At 62.9% G+C, this 17,783-nt stretch carries 16 protein-coding genes and 1 tRNA gene; 9 read left to right on the top strand and 8 right to left on the bottom strand.

What is annotated here, in order from left to right:
- The first annotated feature begins 64 nt into the window (after positions 1 to 64).
- Positions 65 to 880, top strand: coding sequence for a histidine kinase dimerization/phospho-acceptor domain-containing protein (locus AC5E6W_RS10390; protein ID WP_491752223.1), 816 nt, complete (start codon positions 65 to 67; stop codon positions 878 to 880).
- 12 nt (positions 881 to 892) lie between these two features.
- On the opposite strand, the gene AC5E6W_RS10385 is transcribed toward AC5E6W_RS10390, so the two are convergent.
- Complete coding sequence (locus AC5E6W_RS10385; RefSeq protein ID WP_491752222.1) at positions 893 to 2,632, bottom strand: FAD-dependent oxidoreductase; 1,740 nt, start codon at positions 2,630 to 2,632, stop codon at positions 893 to 895.
- A gap of 129 nt (positions 2,633 to 2,761) precedes the next feature.
- On the opposite strand from AC5E6W_RS10385, the gene leuS reads away from it, so the two are divergent.
- From leuS to AC5E6W_RS10370, 3 genes are all read left to right on the top strand, one after another.
- Positions 2,762 to 5,494 (top strand): leucine--tRNA ligase, encoded by a 2,733-nt coding sequence (gene leuS / locus AC5E6W_RS10380; protein WP_491752221.1) that lies wholly within the window; start codon positions 2,762 to 2,764, stop codon positions 5,492 to 5,494.
- Between the two features lie 266 nt (positions 5,495 to 5,760).
- Positions 5,761 to 6,702 (top strand): hypothetical protein, encoded by a 942-nt coding sequence (locus AC5E6W_RS10375; RefSeq protein ID WP_491752220.1) that lies wholly within the window; start codon positions 5,761 to 5,763, stop codon positions 6,700 to 6,702.
- Between the two features lie 39 nt (positions 6,703 to 6,741).
- Positions 6,742 to 6,912, top strand: a complete 171-nt coding sequence (locus tag AC5E6W_RS10370) for a hypothetical protein (RefSeq protein WP_491752219.1) — start codon at positions 6,742 to 6,744, stop codon at positions 6,910 to 6,912.
- Between the two features lie 27 nt (positions 6,913 to 6,939).
- Here the strand turns inward: AC5E6W_RS10370 and AC5E6W_RS10365 are convergent, their stop codons facing one another.
- A complete protein-coding gene (locus AC5E6W_RS10365; RefSeq protein ID WP_491752218.1) occupies positions 6,940 to 7,599 on the bottom strand; it encodes a hypothetical protein in 660 nt (219 codons plus the stop codon).
- A 308-nt stretch (positions 7,600 to 7,907) separates the two neighbouring features.
- Between AC5E6W_RS10365 and guaA the strand changes: the two genes are divergently transcribed.
- On the top strand, positions 7,908 to 9,488 hold the full coding sequence (gene guaA, locus AC5E6W_RS10360) for a glutamine-hydrolyzing GMP synthase (RefSeq protein ID WP_491752217.1): 1,581 nt from the start codon (positions 7,908 to 7,910) through the stop codon (positions 9,486 to 9,488).
- A gap of 13 nt (positions 9,489 to 9,501) precedes the next feature.
- Here guaA and AC5E6W_RS10355 read toward each other — a convergent pair whose 3' ends face one another.
- Complete coding sequence (locus tag AC5E6W_RS10355; protein WP_491752216.1) at positions 9,502 to 10,839, bottom strand: POTRA domain-containing protein; 1,338 nt, start codon at positions 10,837 to 10,839, stop codon at positions 9,502 to 9,504.
- Between the two features lie 136 nt (positions 10,840 to 10,975).
- Between AC5E6W_RS10355 and AC5E6W_RS10350 the strand changes: the two genes are divergently transcribed.
- Entirely contained in the window at positions 10,976 to 12,223 is a 1,248-nt protein-coding gene (locus AC5E6W_RS10350) for a glycoside hydrolase family 28 protein (RefSeq protein WP_491752215.1), read from the top strand.
- 117 nt (positions 12,224 to 12,340) lie between these two features.
- Positions 12,341 to 12,553 (top strand): hypothetical protein, encoded by a 213-nt coding sequence (locus tag AC5E6W_RS10345; RefSeq protein ID WP_491752214.1) that lies wholly within the window; start codon positions 12,341 to 12,343, stop codon positions 12,551 to 12,553.
- A gap of 52 nt (positions 12,554 to 12,605) precedes the next feature.
- Here the strand turns inward: AC5E6W_RS10345 and AC5E6W_RS10340 are convergent, their stop codons facing one another.
- From AC5E6W_RS10340 to AC5E6W_RS10330, 3 genes are all read right to left on the bottom strand, one after another.
- Positions 12,606 to 13,385, bottom strand: a complete 780-nt coding sequence (locus AC5E6W_RS10340) for a DUF3106 domain-containing protein (RefSeq protein WP_491752213.1) — start codon at positions 13,383 to 13,385, stop codon at positions 12,606 to 12,608.
- Between the two features lie 346 nt (positions 13,386 to 13,731).
- The gene (locus tag AC5E6W_RS10335) at positions 13,732 to 14,265 is read right to left on the bottom strand and encodes a hypothetical protein (RefSeq protein ID WP_491752212.1); all 534 of its coding nucleotides are present in this window, start codon (positions 14,263 to 14,265) and stop codon (positions 13,732 to 13,734) included.
- A 117-nt stretch (positions 14,266 to 14,382) separates the two neighbouring features.
- Positions 14,383 to 15,180 carry an RNA polymerase sigma factor gene (locus tag AC5E6W_RS10330; RefSeq protein ID WP_491752211.1) on the bottom strand — a complete coding sequence of 266 codons (798 nt, stop codon included), beginning with the start codon at positions 15,178 to 15,180 and terminating at the stop codon, positions 14,383 to 14,385.
- 249 nt (positions 15,181 to 15,429) lie between these two features.
- Between AC5E6W_RS10330 and AC5E6W_RS10325 the strand changes: the two genes are divergently transcribed.
- Positions 15,430 to 15,504: transfer RNA gene (locus tag AC5E6W_RS10325), tRNA-Val, on the top strand.
- A 94-nt stretch (positions 15,505 to 15,598) separates the two neighbouring features.
- On the opposite strand, the gene AC5E6W_RS10320 is transcribed toward AC5E6W_RS10325, so the two are convergent.
- Entirely contained in the window at positions 15,599 to 16,771 is a 1,173-nt protein-coding gene (locus AC5E6W_RS10320) for a tyrosine-type recombinase/integrase (RefSeq protein WP_491752210.1), read from the bottom strand.
- Entirely contained in the window at positions 16,768 to 17,121 is a 354-nt protein-coding gene (locus tag AC5E6W_RS10315; RefSeq protein WP_491752251.1) for a helix-turn-helix domain-containing protein, read from the bottom strand. The genes AC5E6W_RS10320 and AC5E6W_RS10315 overlap by 4 nt, the downstream gene beginning before the upstream one ends.
- A gap of 327 nt (positions 17,122 to 17,448) precedes the next feature.
- Here AC5E6W_RS10315 and AC5E6W_RS10310 point away from each other — a divergent pair, with 327 nt between their 5' ends.
- Positions 17,449 to 17,721, top strand: a complete 273-nt coding sequence (locus AC5E6W_RS10310; protein WP_491752209.1) for a LysR family transcriptional regulator — start codon at positions 17,449 to 17,451, stop codon at positions 17,719 to 17,721.
- Positions 17,722 to 17,783: the final 62 nt, after the last annotated feature.

The following is a 17,783-nucleotide window of genomic DNA, read 5'->3' as shown; positions in this document are numbered from 1 at the left end:
CAAAGGTCGTCGCCCTCCGATCTTCCATGGACGCACCTCCGCCAAAGGTCAATAATGACCACACATGGTGATCTCTCCTGAAGCAACGGGCCTGAACGTGCTGGATCTGCGTACCGACACCGCGTTCGCCGCGCGCAGGCTCCACTCCAGGGACATGCACGTGCAGATGACCGGGCTCCAGCGGCTATGCCGCGCCATGGTGGAGAGCCCCAACACCATCCTGCAGGAGCTCGTGAACGCTGCCGTCGATCTCTGCGGCGCCGACAGCGCCGGCATCAGCATCGAGCGCGAGGATGGCAACGACCTCGAGTTCTACCACTGGATCGCCACCGCCGGCGACTACTCCGGCTTCCTGAACGCCATCCTCCCGCGCGAGCCCAGCGCCTGCGGTCTCACCCTCCAGCGCGGTCACCCGCAGCACTTCACCGTCTCCAAGAAGTTCTTCGACATCCTCGGCGTCGAAGCTCCGCTCGTCACCGACGGCATCCTTCTGCCCTGGAAGACTGAAGACACCCGCGGCACCATCTTCGTCATGGCGCACGGCCGCACGGAAGCCTTCGACGAGAACGATGCCGGCCTCATGACGATGCTCGCCGACTTCGCCGCCATGGGCTATCGCCAGCAGAAACAGCAGGCCCGCCTCATCGCACACGAGCGCGCCGCCGCTGCCGCGCAGATGGCCAACCACCTCGCCCACCAGATCAACAATCCCCTGCAGAGCATGACCAACGTCGCTTTCCTGCTCGCAGAAGGCCGCCCCGGCTGCGACACCGCTGCCCTGAGCCAGGAGATGTCCCGCAGCGTCGTTCGCCTCTCCGGGCTCGTCGGCGAGCTGCTTTCGCTGCCCCTCGACGGCGTGAGGGCCAGCAAGCTGCACTAAGGCGACCTACGCCTACGCATGCTCCTGCGGGACCGCCGCAGCGTTCGCCGACCGCTGTGCCGCCAGCGCCGAGTTCGGCTCCGCCGGGAAGCTGTTGCGATGGTCCGCCAGGTACCGGTGCACGTCCGAGATCACCACCGAGCCTTCGCCCACCGCGGACGCTACCCGTTTCACCGAGTTCGCCCGCACATCGCCCACCGCAAACATCCCCGGAACGCTCGTCGCATACGGCGTCGCCTGGAAGCCTGTCTCGCCTCCCGTAAGAATGAAGCCCTTCCGGTCGAGCTTGACCGTGCCGTACAGCCAGCCCGAGTTCGGCTCGGCTCCAATCATCACGAAGACGCTCCCGATCTCCCTCTCGGTCCGCTCGCCCGTCCTGCGATTGCGCCACGTCACCCGCTCCAGCGACGTCGCCCCTTCCAGCCTCTCAATCTCGGAGTCCGTATGCAGCGTGATGTGCGACGAGTTCTCGATCCGCGAGATCAAATACTGCGACATCGTAGCCGCCAGCGACTTGCCTCGCACAAGATGATGCACGTGCTTCGCGATCCCCGACAGAAACACCGCAGCCTGCCCCGCCGAGTTCCCTCCGCCCACCACGATCACCTCGTTGTCGCGGCATAGCAGGGACTCCATCGCAGTCGCCGCGTAGTAGATCCCACGGCTCTCGTACTGGCTGTAGTTCTCCACCGCGAGCTTGCGATACTGCGCCCCCGTCGCAACCACCACCGAACGCGAGCACACCGGAATGCCGCCCGCCAACTTCAGCTTGTGAATCCCATCCACCTGCTCCGCCGTCACCACGTCGCGCGAGATCGCGAACCGCACCCCAAACTTCAGCGCCTGCAGCTGCGCCCGGCTCGCCAGCCGCTGACCGGAGATGCCCGTCGGGAAGCCCAGGTAGTTCTCGATCTTGGAACTGGTACCCGCCTGTCCTCCCGGAGCGGTGCCCTCCACAACAATCGTGCACAGTCCCTCCGAAGCCGCATACACCGCCGCCGCCAGCCCCGAGGGCCCCGCACCCACGACGACGACGTCGTAGACCATCGTCGAGTCCGGAAGCTCCGTAATTCCCAATTCATCCGCCAGCTGCGCAATCGTTGGCCGACGCAGCACACGCCCATCGGTGAGGGTCACACTCGGCAGATCCGTTTCATGCTCGGTGAGGAGATCCTCCACCGGCTTCCCCGCCTCCGCCGTCACCTCGATGATCCGGTGCGGGTAGCTGTTGCGCAGCAGGAACCGCTGCAGCTGCGTGGCCTCCGCATCGTTGGCATGGCCCGTCAGCACCACTCCGCCGGTCTCTTCGCCGATGATCCCGATCCGGCGCCATACCGTCGCCTGCGCGATCAGGTTCGCGATATCGCCCTCGGCCCGCATCACCCGCTGCAGCTGATCCCGCGATATGCGCAGCACGCGGCTCTCGGTGAGCGTTCGCGCCTCCACCAGCGACCCCTGCGAGTTCAGCAGATTCAGCTCGCCCGAGAAGTCGAACCGTCGATGCGTCGCGATGATCTTCCGCTCCCCGCCGCCGGAAGGAATACAGATTTCAATCTCTCCCTCCAGCACGACCAGCATGTCCACCTGCCGCTGCCCTTGCGAGAACAGCAACACATCTGCGGGAATCAACTCCTCGCGCCCATACGGCGTCAACCGCTCGACCATGTCCTCCGTGAGCTTGGGGAACGCGAGGTCAGGGCGAAACTCCGGCACATTCCATGCACTGGCGCTGCTCTTGGCGTTGTCGGTCATACCTGGTCCAATCTCCTCACTGCTGCCTGACCCCATTCTAGAGTCGAGCCCCTTCAGCCACGCGCCCCTCAAAAGCATTGCTTGATCTCACCAACGCCCCCTTGACCGCTTCTTTACAATCAATCTTGTATGCCCGAGATCCACAAACTCCACAAGCTCGAAACCCCCGCCGCGCCCGAGCGCCGCTCCAACGACGAACCGGCCCGCTACACCCCCGCCGACATCGAGCCCCGCTGGCAGTCCCGCTGGGACGCCGACCCCACGCTCTATCGCGCTGAAGACCACTCCGGCGGCAAGCCCAAGTTCTTCTGCGTCGAGATGCTTCCCTATCCCTCGGGCGCGCTGCACATCGGCCACGTCCGCAACTACACCATCGGCGACGCCCTCGCGCGCTTCATGCGCATGCGCGGCTTCAACGTCCTGCACCCCATGGGCTGGGACGCCTTCGGCCTGCCCGCCGAAAACGCCGCCCTCAAGAACGGCCGCGCCCCCCGCGAGTGGACCCTCTCCAACATCGCCGCCATGAAGGTCCAGATGCGCCGCATGGGCCTCAGCTACGACTGGGACTCCACCGAAATCGCCAGCTGCCTGCCTGAGTACTACCGCTGGAACCAGTGGTTCTTCCTGCGCATGCTCGAGCGCGGCCTCGCCTACCGCAGGTCCAGCAAGGTCAACTGGTGCAACCAGTGCGCCACCGTGCTCGCCAACGAGCAGGTCGTTGGCGGCTGCTGCTGGCGGCACGAAGACACCCCCGTCGAGCAGCGCGAGCTCGAGCAGTGGTTCTTCCGCATCACCCAGTACGCCGACGAGCTCCTCGACGGCCTCGACACCATGCCCGGCTGGCCCGACAAGGTCCGCACCATGCAGCGCAACTGGATCGGCCGCAGCTACGGCACCGACGTAACCTTCGCCGTCGCCGACAGTGCCACCTCTGCTGTGTCATCCCGAGCGGACCCTGAGCGAAGCGAAGGGGAAGTCGAGGGACCTGCTTCTGCTCCTGCCCATGCTGAGGGCCAACCCAGCATCACCGTCTTCACCACCCGCGTCGACACCATCTTCGGCGCCACCTCCATCCAGCTCGCCCCCGAGCACGCCCTCGTCAAGGAGTGGGCAAAGACAGACACCGCTCTCGCAGCCGACGTCGACAAGATGGTCGCCGAGCAAGCCGCGGCCAAGCAGACCGGCGACTTCGGCGCCATCGAGAAGCACGGCGTCAGCACCGGCAAGCACGCCATCAATCCCTTCACCGGCGAGACCCTGCCCATCTGGATCGCCAACTACATCCTCGCCGACTACGGCACCGGCGCCATCATGAGCGTGCCCGCCCACGACGAGCGCGACTACGAGTTCGCCACCAAGTACGGCCTGCCCATCAAGCGCGTCATCGCGCCGGCCGTCTCCGGCGGCAAGGACGACGACAGCGGCGACCTCGACCTCCCCTACATCGCCGAAGACGAAGCCGTCCTCATCAACTCCGGCGAGTGGACCGGCGAAGCTTCGCTCGAAGCCCAGGAAAAGATGGGGCGTTTCGCCGAAGACAAGGGCTTCGGCAAGCGCACCAAGACCTTCCGCCTCAAGGACTGGGGCGTCAGCCGCCAGCGTTACTGGGGCACCCCTATCCCCGTCGTCTACTGCGTCAACGGGCATGACAGCCCTGAGCCAGGAAAACCAGCCCTGCCACCGAAGGGCATGGTTCCGTTGCCCGACTCGCAGCTCCCCGTCCTGCTGCCCGACAACGTCGCCATCACGCAGGAGAACGGCTCGCCCCTCGGCCGCGTGCCGGAGTTCGTCAACACTACCTGCCCCGTCTGCGGCGGCCCCGCGCGTCGCGAGACCGACACGATGGACACCTTCGTCGACTCCAGCTGGTACTTCTACCGCTATACGGATGCCCATAACGCGCAGAAGCCGTTCTCCAGCGAGAAGGCCAACTACTGGTTCCCCATCGACCAGTACATCGGCGGCGTCGAGCACGCCATCCTGCACCTCATCTACTCGCGCTACTGGACCAAGGTCATGCGCGACATCGGCCTGATCAAAAACGACGAGCCCGCCACACGCCTCTTCACCCAGGGCATGGTCATCAAAGACGGCGCGAAGATGTCCAAGTCCAAGGGCAACGTCGTCTCGCCCGATGAGATGATCGGCAAGTTCGGCGCCGACGCCACGCGCACCTACGCGCTCTTCGCGGCCCCGCCCGACCGTGACCTCGACTGGCAGGAGGATGGCGTCGCCGGCGTGTCGCGCTTCCTTGCCCGCGTCTACCGCCTCACGATGAAGTACGCTCCCATCGTCAAGTCGGTCGAGCACACGAAGGGCGATGAGATCGCACCCGGATCGTTCGCCAGCCAGACACCCGCCGGCGCAAAGCTGCTCCGCACCCTGCATCAGACCATCGCCAAGATCACCGAAGACTTCAGCGGCCGCTGGCACTTCAACACCTCCATCGCCGCTGTCATGATCCTCGTCAACGAGATCGCCTCGTCGGAAGCCGCGATGGACAGCGGCGAGATCCCGCCAGCCACCATCGCCGAGCTCTTCCGCTCGCTCACCCTGCTGCTCGCGCCCTTCGCTCCCTTCCTCACCGCCGAGCTCTGGGAGCAGATGGGGCACACCACCGCGATCAATCACGCGGCCTGGCCCGTCGCAGACGCAACCCTCGCCAAGGAAGACGAGATCGAGATCCCCGTGCAGGTCAACGGCAAGCTCGCCAACGTCATCAAGGTCTCCGCCGACGCCGACGAAGAGACCATCAAGTCCACCGCCCTCGCCGACGAAAAGGTCCAACAGCGCCTCACCGGCAAGACCGTAGTCAAGACCATCTACGTCAAAGGCAAGCTCCTCAACATGGTCGTGAAGTAAAGCAAAATCCGGCTGGAATCTGGCGAACTGAAATCTGGAGAACTGAAATCGCATGCCGCATCTGGAATGATCAACGCGATCACGCAAACCGCAGGCACGATCCCCAGCATCGCCGATCCCGCAAGGGCCGAAGGCCCGACGATATACCAGCCTGGGGCGAAGCCCCAGGTAGAATCGCCCCGAGTCTCTGAGCGCTGTAAGCGCGAAACATCGACACTCGCAACTCCCGAACACCTGGGCTATCCCCGAAACCCGAAGGAACTCGATTGACCCACGCCCCCATCCGCGGCACCCAATCCTTCGTAGGTGTCATGAGCGAGGTCTGGCATCGCCCCCTCCTCACCGCGATCGAAGCCGTCTCGCGCTGGATCGCCTGGCTGCCTGCGCTATGGTGCCTAAGCTGGATGCTGGGGACGCACGGCATCGGCGTGCAGCTCAGCACGCAATGGCTCGCAACCTTCGTCGCGGAAGTTCAGGTGTGGTTCCTCGAGGTGATCCATGGCTCGCTGAAGCTGAGCTTCGATTCCAGTGTGCTCTCCTCGTCGTTCTTCCTTGCCATCACTGCTGCCGCCCTCTGGGGCGTCCTCTCCGGCCACGGACGCTCGATCCTCCTGCGCCGCATCGACGCCCAACTCATTCCTCGCCGCCTTACGCTCTGCCTCCTGGCGGCCGTCCGCGTCGCGCTCTTCATTACGCTCATCGCCCTTTGGCTCGCCGCACTCACCCTCGCCTGGATCCACTTCGTGCAGGGCCCGCAGTCGCTCGGCCAATACCCGGACTACGTCCCCGGCTTCGCTCTCCTTATCGTCCTCACCCTCGCGATGTTTGTTCTCTGGGCGTCAACGAGCTGGATCTTCCGTCTCGCTTCTGTCCTCGCCATGGCGCATCGTCTCAACTTCACCGCCGCCCTCCGGGCCGCATGGAACGCCGGCCCCCTGCGCGCCAAGCTCGTCGAGATCAACCTCGTCATGGGAGTCGTCAAGGTTGGGCTCATCGTCTGGTCCCTGGCCCTCAGCTCCTGCCCACTCCCCTTCGCCAACAACGAAACCCAGGACTTCCTCAACTGGTGGTGGTTCGGGACATTCGTGATGTGGGTCTTCGCCTCGGACTACTTTCATGTCGTACGCCAGGCATCCTATCTCCGCTTGGCACAGGCCTACGATTTTGTCCCCCGCGAGACGCCCGCCAGCCTCGAATCGGCATCGTAATCTTTGACGCGCACCGGTTCGCCGGTCCCGGAGGTTCCCATGTCGTTTGGACTGTACCTGGTAGGCACTATCATCCTCATCGTGGGCGTGCTCTACGTCTGCAACCTCGCGCACGTGCCCACCCACTGGATCGGCGCCATCGCCATCGTTCTCCTCGGCGCAGGTGTCATGGGAGCCGTCGCGTCCACCCGCAGCAAAGATCCCAACTAGCACCGGGCAGGCGTTCCGATGCCAGATCTACTGACTGAAGTGGACGGTGCTCATGATGCGCCAGAGATTGCGTTCGACCTGCTCGAGATCGTACTGTCCCGAGGGATGATTGACCGGGTCCTCATCGTCGTCTCTGACACCATTGAACGATGAGATGGACTGCTCGAAGACGTAGCAGACACCATGCTTCCAGGTCGCGAGCAAAGGTCCACCGGTGTACTGGTTCATTCCACCTTCACCCGACTCCCAGCGGAAGTAGGTGATTCCTTTGACGATCATTGCGCGAGGGGGCCGATCGTCGTTCGCGAGATCGGACGCGAGCTTTCGGCATGCAGCATTGGTGGGCGTCTCGTGCGCCTCATAGCTGAAGCCGACGCCTTCGAGATTCGAATTCGCGTAGGGTCCCGCTGGGTCGGTCTGTTGGTCGGTCTCGAAGCCGAAGCCCACCCTGGGGTCGCCTCCATCCTCGATAAACAAACCGGGCGGGTGCATTCCCCAACCAGTCCCTTTCGACCAGACGGACGGGTACCGAAAGGACACGCCGTGCTTCTTATCGACATAGGTCGAGTCGAGAGTCCAGAAAGCCTTCACGGTAAGTCCGCTGCGGTGAGGCGGCGCAGCTGCACACGCAGTGGCGATGCCGACCAGCACGGCGAAGAGACAACCTAGCCGACAAACGCGGAGCATCCGGATTCTCCTGCGGCAACGATACACTTAGGTTTGAGCGCCCCCTGATCTCCCGACCATCGTCATCTTCGACTTCGACGCGCATTACGGCGAAAACAGAGAACTGAAGGCCCAATCCATCTGGCAGAGTTCCTCTCGCAAATCGCTAGAATGGAGTCAGTGCGTCTTCCATGTCGCGTATGAGCCGGCTGCCTGGATTTTTTCAAGGTCCGGACCCAACTTCCCCCGAATGAAGACTTTGACGTTTTAGGGGGGAGGGGGGGTACCCCTCCACAGGCTGGGTTTCCCCGCACCGTTACACTTAAGGTGTGAGCGCCCCTGACCTCTCCACCATCGTCATCCTCGACTTCGGCTCGCAGTACACCCAGCTGATCGCGCGCCGCATCCGCGAGTTCAACGTCTTCTCCGTGGTGCTTCCTTGCACCACGCCGCTGGAGAAGGTGCTCGCGCTGAACCCGAAGGGCATCATCCTCTCCGGCGGCCCGTCCAGCGTCTACGACGACGACGCCCCCAAGGCCGACGCCAACGTGCTGGCTACCGGCCTCCCTGTGCTCGGCATCTGCTACGGTCTGCACTTCATGACGCATCACCTCGGCGGGCGCGTGGTTCCGGCCGCGTCGCACGAGTATGGTCATGCGGAGGTAACCGTCTTCGAGGAGACGCCACTCTTCCACGGCCTACCTTCGACGCTGGAGGTCTGGATGTCCCACGGCGACCACGCCGAGACGTTGCCGGAAGGCTTCCGCATCGTGGCGCGGACCGACAACGCCGTTGCCGCCATCGCCGACGAGTCACGCAAGATGTGGGCCGTACAGTTCCACCCCGAAGTCGCCCACACCCGCCAGGGTATGGAGCTGCTCAAGAATTTCGTCGTCGACATCTGCGGCGCCACGCAGGACTGGACGCCCGCGCACTTCATCGAGACCACGGTCGCGAAGATCAAGCAGCAGGTCGGGGCTGATGGAAAACTCGGCCACGCGATCTGCGGGCTGTCTGGCGGCGTGGATTCCTCCGTCGCCGCGGTGCTCGTCGCCAAGGCCATCGGCGACCGGCTCACGTGCATCTTCGTGAACAACGGCGTGCTGCGGAAGGATGAGTTCGCCAAGGTCCAGAAGACCATGCGCGAAGACCTGCACCTCAATGTCGTCGCGGTCGATGCGAGCGAGCGTTTCCTGGCGAAGCTCGCCGGCGTCACCGATCCCGAGAAGAAGCGCAAAGCCATCGGCAACGAGTTCATCGCGGTCTTCGACGACGAAGCCAAGAAGATCTTCGACGCGAACAACAGCGGTGGCGAAGAGGTCGCCTGGCTGGTGCAGGGCACGCTCTATCCCGACGTGATCGAATCCGCCAGTGTTCACGGGCCTTCGCACGTCATCAAGAGCCACCACAACGTCGGCGGCCTGCCCGAGGACATGAAGCTCAAGCTCATCGAGCCGCTGCGCGACCTCTTCAAGGATGAGGTCCGCCGCATCGGCCGCGACCTCGGCATGCCCGAAGAGATCCTCGAACGCCAGCCCTTCCCCGGCCCCGGCCTCGCCGTCCGCATCCTCGGCGAAGTCACCCCGGAGCGCGTGGCCATCCTGCAGGAAGCGGACGCCATCTGCGTCGACGAAATCAAGAAGGCCGGCCTCTATCGCAAAGTCTGGCAGAGCTTCGCTGTTCTCCTGCCTGTCAAATCTGTGGGAGTGATGGGAGATCAGCGCACCTACGCCTACACCTGCGCCATCCGCGCCGTGGAGAGCGAAGACGGCATGACCGCCGACTGGGCCGCCCTGCCTTACGACGTCCTACGCACGATCTCTTCCCGCATCGTGAGCGAAGTCCGCGGCATCAACCGCGTGGTCTACGACATCACCTCAAAGCCACCGGGAACGATCGAGTGGGAGTAGCTTCGATTGACTCTTAGTGCACCGTGATCGTCGGTCCGGCGAAGAACTTCAGCACCAGCTCCACCGTGTGCTTGTTGGGATCCGCGTAGGCTTTGAAGGTTCCGGTGTACGTGGCCAGACTCTTGAGCGCGGTGTTGCTCTTGATGAACGTGGCCACGTAGGTCGCGTCGTAGATGTCGCCGGTCTTGAGCTTGAAGTACTTCTCGAAGTCGGCCTGGGCTGTGGGATCGAGGCCTTCGGCTGTCACCTTGGCGAGGCGGTACTGCTCGCCCGGCGTCACGGTAACCGTGTAAGCCACCGTGTGGGCGGCAGCATCCTCTTTCGGGTCGGCCTTGATGATGACATCCATATAACCCTGCTTGCGGTAGGCCGTGTCGAGCGGCGCGAGTGTGAGGAGTAACTGCATGCGCGAGGCTGTGTCGCCCGGGTGAAGCTTCGCGCCGGCGTTGAAAGCGTCGGCGGTCATCAGCGGCGATCCCGCAAAGGTGATCGACGAGAGGTGATAGACGTCGCCCGCGGACAGTTTTGCATTCACCACCACCGGCTCCAAGCCCAGGCTCTTATCCAGCGCTCCAGCCTCGAGGGTCACAGAGCCGAGCGCCGCATCGATGTAGCCTGCATCCAGCAGCGGAGCGAGGATGCTTTCGGCGGTGAGGCGACCGGAAAGGCCTGCGTTGTAGGGCGTATGCGCCGTCGTGTTGACGGAGGACTGCAGCAGCGGGACCAGGTCAGGCGTCGCACCTGCAAGCTTGATGTTGGCCACCACCGGGCGCGGTGAGACGACGCGGAACTCCATCGCGCGGAGCGGGTGCTCGAGCGTGGGCTCGATGGTCTCATGCTCCACCTTGGCAACGACTCCCTTGGCCGCGAGGGCCTGCACGAGCGCCGCGTTGACCTGATCGACCTGCACAGTGTTCTCCTGCAGAGCGCCAAAGTAGAGCGGCATGCCGGCGTGGATCGTCGCATCGATCTCCTGCGGCGTGAGCCAGACGAAGTTCTCATAGCCGACTGCGATCATCGCGGCGCGAGGGGTGGGCTTGAGCTGGAAGGCCGCGATAAGGTGCGCCGTGGTGCCACGGATCTCCGCGCCAATATCGTCGAAGAAGCCACTATCGGAGAGCTTCTGCGCGCCGGTCTGCAGAGTGGCGGCCGTAGCTGGGTCCCCGGGCTTCACGCCGCTCACCGCAGCCAGCTGCTCCTGCGAGAACGGGCCAGGATTCTCGTAGACGACCTGGGCAATCTTGTACTGCTGGGCTGAGGCCGTCGCAGCGAAAAGCGCGACCGAACAGAAGGACGCAGCGATAGAAACACCAAGGGCCACGAGGGATCGAACGGCTGAATTGCTCTGCATGAGGCCATCGTAAGGGCAAGGGCGCGGGCAGACAAGTTGGACCACCGATGCGCGGCGCGGCCTCGCGCGTGTAAGATTTTCTCCGAGCTTGTCAGACAGGTCCAGGCAGATACAAAGCGGCAAGCAGGAGAGACGCATGCGGTTCGGAGTAGTGGTAACGATGGCGGCGCTGGTGAGTGCGATTCCCGCGCTGGCGGCAAAGACCTGCGATGTGCGCAAGTACGGCGCGAAGGGCGATGGCGTGACCAAGGACACCGCCGCCATCCTCAAAGCGGTCACCGACTGCAAGGGCGGAACCGTGAAGCTCGCCGGCGGCACGTTCGTGTCGGGCCCGATCCTGCTGCTCAGTGGGACCACGCTGGATATCGAAACCGGAGCGACGCTGCTGGGCTCGCCCGACCGCGAGGATTATCCGCACTGGACCTTCGCGCGCAAGGACACTGTGCAGCCGCTCGTGGGTACGCGCGACGCGGAGCATGTCACCATCACTGGCGGCGGCACCATCGACGGCAACGGCCATGTGTGGTGGGAGTATGTGAAGGGCGTGAAGGATTCGGGCGTGCTCGGCACGGATCATCCACGACCGATGGGCATGGTCTTCGATCACTCGAAGCACATCCGCGTGGAGAACATCACGATGCAGAATGCGGGCTTCTGGCAGATCGTTCCGTACTACGCCGATGACCTGATCTTCCGCAACATGAAGATCCTCGCGCCCCACTCGCCGAACACCGATGCGATCGACCCCTTCAGCTCGGGGCACATTCTCATCGACCATGTGTTCAGCTCTGTGGGCGACGACAACATCGCGATCAAGTCAGGCGCCATCAATTCGCCCGGGCCGGATGATCCGAGCCATGACATCACCATCACCGATTGCACCTTCGAGAACGGGCATGGCCTCTCAATCGGCAGTGAGCTTGCGGGCGGCGCGCAGCATATCCATGCCTCGCGCATCCACTTCAAGGGCACGGACCAGGGCATCCGCATCAAGGCCAACCGCGACCGCGGCCACGATGTCTCGGACATCACCTTCGACGACATCGACATGGTCGATGTGAAAACCGCGATCCTGATCAGCGAGTACTACCCCAAGGTCTATCCCGAAGGTGAGGTGGCGGCCGAGCCGGTGCAGCGCCTGACGCCGCACTTCCACGACATCCACATCACCAACGTGAAGGCTACGGGAAGTGAGACCGCAGCGATCATCGTGGGCCTGCCGGAGTCTCCGGTCGAGAACCTTACGCTGAAGAACGTAACGATCAGCGCGAGGCATGGAGCGAAGATCGCCTACACCAAAGCCGACTTCGAGAACGTGCATGTGACGGCCGAAGAAGGGGACGGCATGACGATCTCGCCAACGGCCACGATCACGCAGCACTAACAACTGGTATTGGAACAAGTGCATCCCCGGACCTCATGCTTCTGCGGCCGACGATTTGCCTGCAGAGGTGTGAGGTCTCCAGGTTTAGAGCAAGGAGCGAGGACGTACGCTAGACCTATGCGCATCGCTGTTCGAGCCCTCATCGTGCTGGCTGTCTTCGTTGGAGTGGGTGTGCTGATGGCACACCTGGTCCTGGAGCACCACGCCGATGCGGGCTCCTACCAGCCGCAGGTGAGGTTGGCGGCAGACATGGCCGGGCTGTTTGGTGGAGGAGCCGCTGCGCTGATTACGCTGATCGTTGTGGTGCGCTGGAACAGGCGCAAGGACTGATCGCCACACGCGCATCACGATGACCTAGTGCACCGGAAACCGGCGGCGCTGTTTATTGGTCGGGCGGAAGCATCGGCTCGACGCGCATCAAGCTGTCGAGCGCCTGGCGCTGCTGGGCGTTGAAGGGTGCAGTGTAGCGCCCGGAGGCGAGCGCTGCGGCGCGCTGATCAGGGGGCAGCTGGCGCAGGGCGCGGAAGCTGCGGCCGACCGCGAACTTCTGGTCCGGAGGAAGCGAAGCCCACTGCTGGGTGGCATTGCGAACCTCGGTGCGTTGCGCCGGATTCAGCCGCTCCATCGCTTCGTTGCGCTGGATCAGCCGCTGACGCTGCTCGGGGGGCATGGCATTGAGCTGTGAGAGCCGGCCCATGAGCCGCTGCTGCGTGGGGCCGGGCAGGTCGCGGAAGCCGGGCTCACTCTGCAGGGCCCGCTGCTGCTCGGAGAGCGGCATGTTGCTGTGATGCTGCATCCACTCCGCCAGGTGCTCACCGTTGGCCCCGGCGGCAGGGCCGACCTCGTGACGCTGGATAGGAGCCAGCTGGGAGGGCTGTTGCGTTGGCTGCGGGTTTGGCGCTCGGCGCTCGACCGGCGCCATAGGCTGGCCGGATGGCTGCGGGGCGCGCTGCGGCTGCTGGCTCTGGAAATTGTGCGAGGACTGCGGCCCACCATAGTTCCGCGGTGGCTGTTGTTGCGGCCGAGGCTGCTGACGCGGAGCGGAGTAGTGCGGCATCGTGACGCGCTGCGGAGCGGGCGCACCTTGGCGATGCTGAGCATGGAGCCCAGAGGCCGCCAGCAGCGTGGCTGTGATCGCCACCGCGCATCGCATTGTTCCCATCCGCTTCATCCTGCACCTTGCTCGCAACCCGGGCTTGTCGCTACTCCCGGAGCCTGCATCACTCTATGACGGAACCGAAGACTGCCAAGCCTCGCTGGCCGATATCTTCTGAAATGCTTCGACCGACCCCCGAATGAAACCTAACCTTGAGGCCCACCCACAACGAAGGCCGGCTGTATTGCGCCGGCCCTACCCTGCTCGATGGTGGAAGTCCCGGCTTCCAGGAGGCTTGCTCATCCTGAACACCTCAGCTGCACTTCCCCATGGGACTTCCTCATCTTAGCCACAACTAATCGAGATCGCGCCGCAAAATTTACGTGGAGGACACGGCCAGCCCCAGCAACCGCTACGTCGTCGGGGTGTCGGGAGAGCTATCGGGCGAGTTGTCGTCCAGCAGCTGATTGAGCTGCTGCTCAGCCTGCGCGTTGTTGTCCATGATCTTCAGGTCGTCGACCGTCGCCGAAGGGGCTGCCACATGGTTCCACGGCGTGTAGATTCCCGCCAGCGTTCCCGCACCGCCCAGCAGCAGCACACAGCCCAGGGCTCCGGCTACGATGGGGCGGAACTGCCGCCCGGTGCTGAAGAGCACGAAGGAGCGAAGGCGCTCCCACAGCCCCTCGGGCTGGGCGTCCATCTCCTCGCGCAGGCGGGCGTGCAGCCGGGTGTCAAAGTAGGCGGAAGGCTCAGGAGCCGTCCAATCGTCCATCAGGGCAAACGTAGCGCGCAGGCCTTCGTACTCGGAGCGGCATTCTGCGCAGGACTTCAGGTGTATCGCCGCACTGTGGTGCTGCGATGCGGCCTGGGGATCCAGAAGCAGATCCGGCAGTAGTTCCCTGCACTCGTTACAGCCGATATTTGTCTTCGTCGTCATCATGTTCATCTTCGGCCTCCTCTCGGGAAGCGTCCTCATCTTCTATCGGTCTGCCAGGCTGCCTTGTCTCGCATATCGCAGTCTCGAGCTCGCCGTGGTTCCTGTTCGCCGCCCTTTCGGAACGGCCTAAACAAACTCCTTCAAACGCTCTCGCAACGTCTGGTAGGCGCGGAAGAGCAGGCTCTTGGTCGCAGACTCGGACAACTTCAATACCTCGCCGATCTGCTTGTAGTCCAGGCCTTCGTACTTGTGCATCAACACCGCGGTTCGCTGCCGCTCGGGCAGGGCCATCACGTGCTGCCGGATCGCCTTCATGCGCTCGTTGCGGAGCATATCCGCCTCGATCGTCGGCGTGGAGTCGGCCACATCCGGCGTGGTGCCCGTCTCGGAGTCGGGCTCATCCAAATAGACGGTGGAAGCCGACCGTTCGTGGCGCGTATCGCGCGCATGGTTAACACCCAGATTGGTGGCGATACGGTACAGCCACGTGCTGAACCTCGCCTCCGCCCGGTAGGTCTCACGCGAGCGGTAGACGCGGAGGAAAACCTCCTGCGCCAGCTCCTCCGCCACGGCCTGGTTGTGCACCATGCGGAACATGAAGTGCACGATTGGCTTCCGGTACTTGTTCAGCAGGATGTCGAAGGCCTGCATGTGACCGGCCTTGAGCTCGAGCATCACCTCGGCGTCGGTCATCCCGGAGAAGTCGCCGCGGGCGACCGCAGCGTCGCGGGACTCCTGCTCGGCCGGAGTCAGATCGCGAACCGGCTTCTCCGCAGCGTGGCTTGGGTTGGTGCCAATCATGCCGGGATGGAGCGCCAGCGTTCCCATATCTTCAGGAACCCCATCCTCGTCCGCAGGTTGCGCAGGACCGACCCTTTTTGGGCGAATCTCGTCCAGCGGCTCGGGCTTGTGCGGCGTCTGCATGCTCTGGGGATTGTACCTTCCGGCCCTCGCGTTCCCATGGCGCTCGGTGCTTGTGTTCCATGGGGTTAGACGCCAGTTGCGTGCCATCCGCCCAGTCCTTGCCTGCTACGGGCTTCGTCTCTCTCCATTACGCGCTAGGAGAGCTTCGGTTGGCGCGGGACGCTGCGGGTGGTATGCTTTTTCAAGGCAGCGGGTAGCGCTTAGGGCGCACCGGCGGCATCGATCCGAAGGCCAGATCAGGGCCCGGACGGGCGCATAACTCAGCGGTAGAGTGCCACCTTCACACGGTGGAAGTCGTAGGTTCGAATCCTGCTGTGCCCACCATCAAATCAAGAAGTTAGAGCCAATGATGCCTTCCTAAGGGGCGCAAAATGGGCACAGAGAGGGCACCAAACCCAAATCTGGCTGTTGTTGGGTCTCATCCGTGCGCCATCTTCCTTTCCCGCCCAAACAGAACATCCACGACCTTGCTCTGCGCCTGTCGCTTCTTCTCCATTCGGGCATGGGTGTAGATCTCCATGGTCGTGTTGATCTTGGCGTGGCGCATGAGCTCCTGAACCACCTTCACATCGTCTCCGTACTCCGACAGCATGGAACTGTAGGTGTGGCGGAAGGTGTGCCAGCCGATGTGTTTGGTAATGCCGGCCCGCCTGGCGACCGGCTGCAAGACCTTCTGCAGGGATGAAACCGCCCAGATCGGCATCTTGCCGAAGGCGTGCCCGCTGGAAAACACCCAGTCCGCGTCGGACGCATACATGGTGATCGTCCGCCAGATCTGAAGCTCCGCCAACACCAGATCGTCGAGAGGAACCGGCGGCTGCGATACTTCCGTTTTGCAACGTCCGACGGCTCCATCGACCACAGAACGGACCACGTTAGCCTTGCCCGTCTGGAAATCGATGTCACCCCACTTGAGCCCCAGGGTCTCGCTGATGCGGAGCCCTGTGGTCGCGCAGACGATCCCCATGGCGCGCTCCCGGTCTGGGAGCCTTCCGAAGAGGCTTAGAAACTCCTCCACCGTGAGTGTCTCAGGAGTACGCAGCCGTTTCGAGCTGACCCGTACCATCGCGATGGGATTCTCATGCTGCCCAAGCCAATTCCACCGAATGCCATGGCGAAAGACCGTGCTCATGACATTTCGGAGTTTTGCCCTCGAGCTGGGAGCCAGGCTGACTCGGTCCAGCCACTCCTCGACATCCACGCTGCGGATGTCGCGTAGTTGGGAGGAACCCCATCTTGGAAGGATATGGTTCTTCAAGTTGCCCTCGTAGTTCTTCTTTGTCTTACGAGTCTTCCGCTTGTGATTCTCTTCGGGGAGTTCTTTCGAACGATAATGCTCGACCAGATCCGAGAAGGTTTTGGGGCCGGCCAATCTTTGAAAGCCTTGCTGGTTAATAGTCAGCTTGAGCGTTTCGATCGCTGACGAAGCAAGTGCTTTCGTCGGATATTGCTTGACCGTACCGATGACTTGCTTCCGCAACTGCCGCTCACCGTGCTCATTGGTTTCGCGCCAGCGGTAGATCCAGACAGAGGCGCTACTCTTGCGGGATACAAGTTTCAAACTGCCATTCTGATAACGAGGTCTGCTCAAGAGATTCTCCTTGAATAAGGCCCCGGCCGCTGGCTTAAGTTTACTGTGGCTGCCATCCAGTGATCGAGTTCAGAAATACGAAACTTCCACATCCGCCGTTGCCCGGATCCCACGGGGTGGCCCGACAGCTTGCCCCGCCGAGCGAGTTCCAGAAGCGTCTTTCGACGCATGGAGAGAAAGTCCGCAGCGCGTTCTGCATCGACAAACGGTTCCTGAATCAAAGTGTTGGGTGGAATAGATGCCAGCCAGCTATTGCGGGATACCGTTCTCCTTGCGTCGGGTTGACTCTTGGCCTCAGGATTCGTCGCCAAGGTATCTCTGGTTCCGGTTCGTTCGACGCTCGCAGCCATAGCCATACAGCATCTCCAACACGTGGAATGACGGCATCGGAAGATGCCTGGAAATGTGGCTAGCGTCTCTCTACGAAAATCCTCTGTCTAATACTTGTTATTTATCGGGTGATAGGTGGCAATTATCGGTCCCGGCCAGGTGGCGTGCAGAACCAACAGCAGCAAAGGCTTATGCGGCCCGCAGGAAAGTGAACGACTCGGAGATCCGGAAAGAGTATCTTTGGCCACTGCACCACTTCTGCGGCACCTCCCCGCCTCCAAGCGTGCAGATCCTCTTGGGGGCAAGCCAAGTGAGCCCCGCACATCTCTGTCTGTTGGGGCTTACCGGTGAACGATTGGGCGGAGTTTCGACATCTATTGTACCTCGTCACGATTCTGGAGAAGGGCGGGCTGCGACCCGCTGCTGAATTTCTGCATACCTCCCAACCGAATCTCAGTGTGCAGGCACGCCAATTTCAGGAATATGCGTCCGTTAGCCTCTATCGCTGTGTGGTTCTAGAATTTGCGACGGGATCGCGACAAAGTCGCGGAAGGGAGGAGCTTCTAAACGACTACCGGCTGAAAGCCGGTAGGTTGGGGTTGCGACTGGAAGTCGCCTGAGTGCGGCTGAAGCCGCCTGCAAGGCTTCCGGCTGAGAGCCGGCTTAAGGCTCGGTGGGCGCG

It is taken from the genome of Bryocella sp., from assembly GCF_058498515.1.
The sequence above is the reverse complement of the archived record's forward strand: the minus strand, read 5'-3'. Positions and strand labels throughout refer to the sequence as shown.

Bases quoted from the DNA above. Each gene is read 5' to 3' on its own strand.
- AC5E6W_RS10355 (WP_491752216.1), bottom strand. From the start codon at position 10,839: ATGCAGAGCAATTCAGCCGTTCGATCCCTCGTGGCCCTTGGTGTTTCT.
- AC5E6W_RS10330 (WP_491752211.1), bottom strand. From the start codon at position 15,180: ATGCAGACGCCGCACAAGCCCGAGCCGCTGGACGAGATTCGCCCAAAA.
- AC5E6W_RS10350 (WP_491752215.1), top strand. From the start codon at position 10,976: ATGCGGTTCGGAGTAGTGGTAACGATGGCGGCGCTGGTGAGTGCGATT.
- AC5E6W_RS10340 (WP_491752213.1), bottom strand. From the start codon at position 13,385: ATGGGAACAATGCGATGCGCGGTGGCGATCACAGCCACGCTGCTGGCG.
- AC5E6W_RS10345 (WP_491752214.1), top strand. From the start codon at position 12,341: ATGCGCATCGCTGTTCGAGCCCTCATCGTGCTGGCTGTCTTCGTTGGA.
- AC5E6W_RS10390 (WP_491752223.1), top strand. From the start codon at position 65: ATGGTGATCTCTCCTGAAGCAACGGGCCTGAACGTGCTGGATCTGCGT.
- AC5E6W_RS10335 (WP_491752212.1), bottom strand. From the start codon at position 14,265: ATGAACATGATGACGACGAAGACAAATATCGGCTGTAACGAGTGCAGG.
- AC5E6W_RS10370 (WP_491752219.1), top strand. From the start codon at position 6,742: ATGTCGTTTGGACTGTACCTGGTAGGCACTATCATCCTCATCGTGGGC.
- AC5E6W_RS10315 (WP_491752251.1), bottom strand. From the start codon at position 17,121: ATGGCTGCGAGCGTCGAACGAACCGGAACCAGAGATACCTTGGCGACG.
- AC5E6W_RS10385 (WP_491752222.1), bottom strand. From the start codon at position 2,632: ATGACCGACAACGCCAAGAGCAGCGCCAGTGCATGGAATGTGCCGGAG.
- leuS (WP_491752221.1), top strand. From the start codon at position 2,762: ATGCCCGAGATCCACAAACTCCACAAGCTCGAAACCCCCGCCGCGCCC.
- AC5E6W_RS10365 (WP_491752218.1), bottom strand. From the start codon at position 7,599: ATGCTCCGCGTTTGTCGGCTAGGTTGTCTCTTCGCCGTGCTGGTCGGC.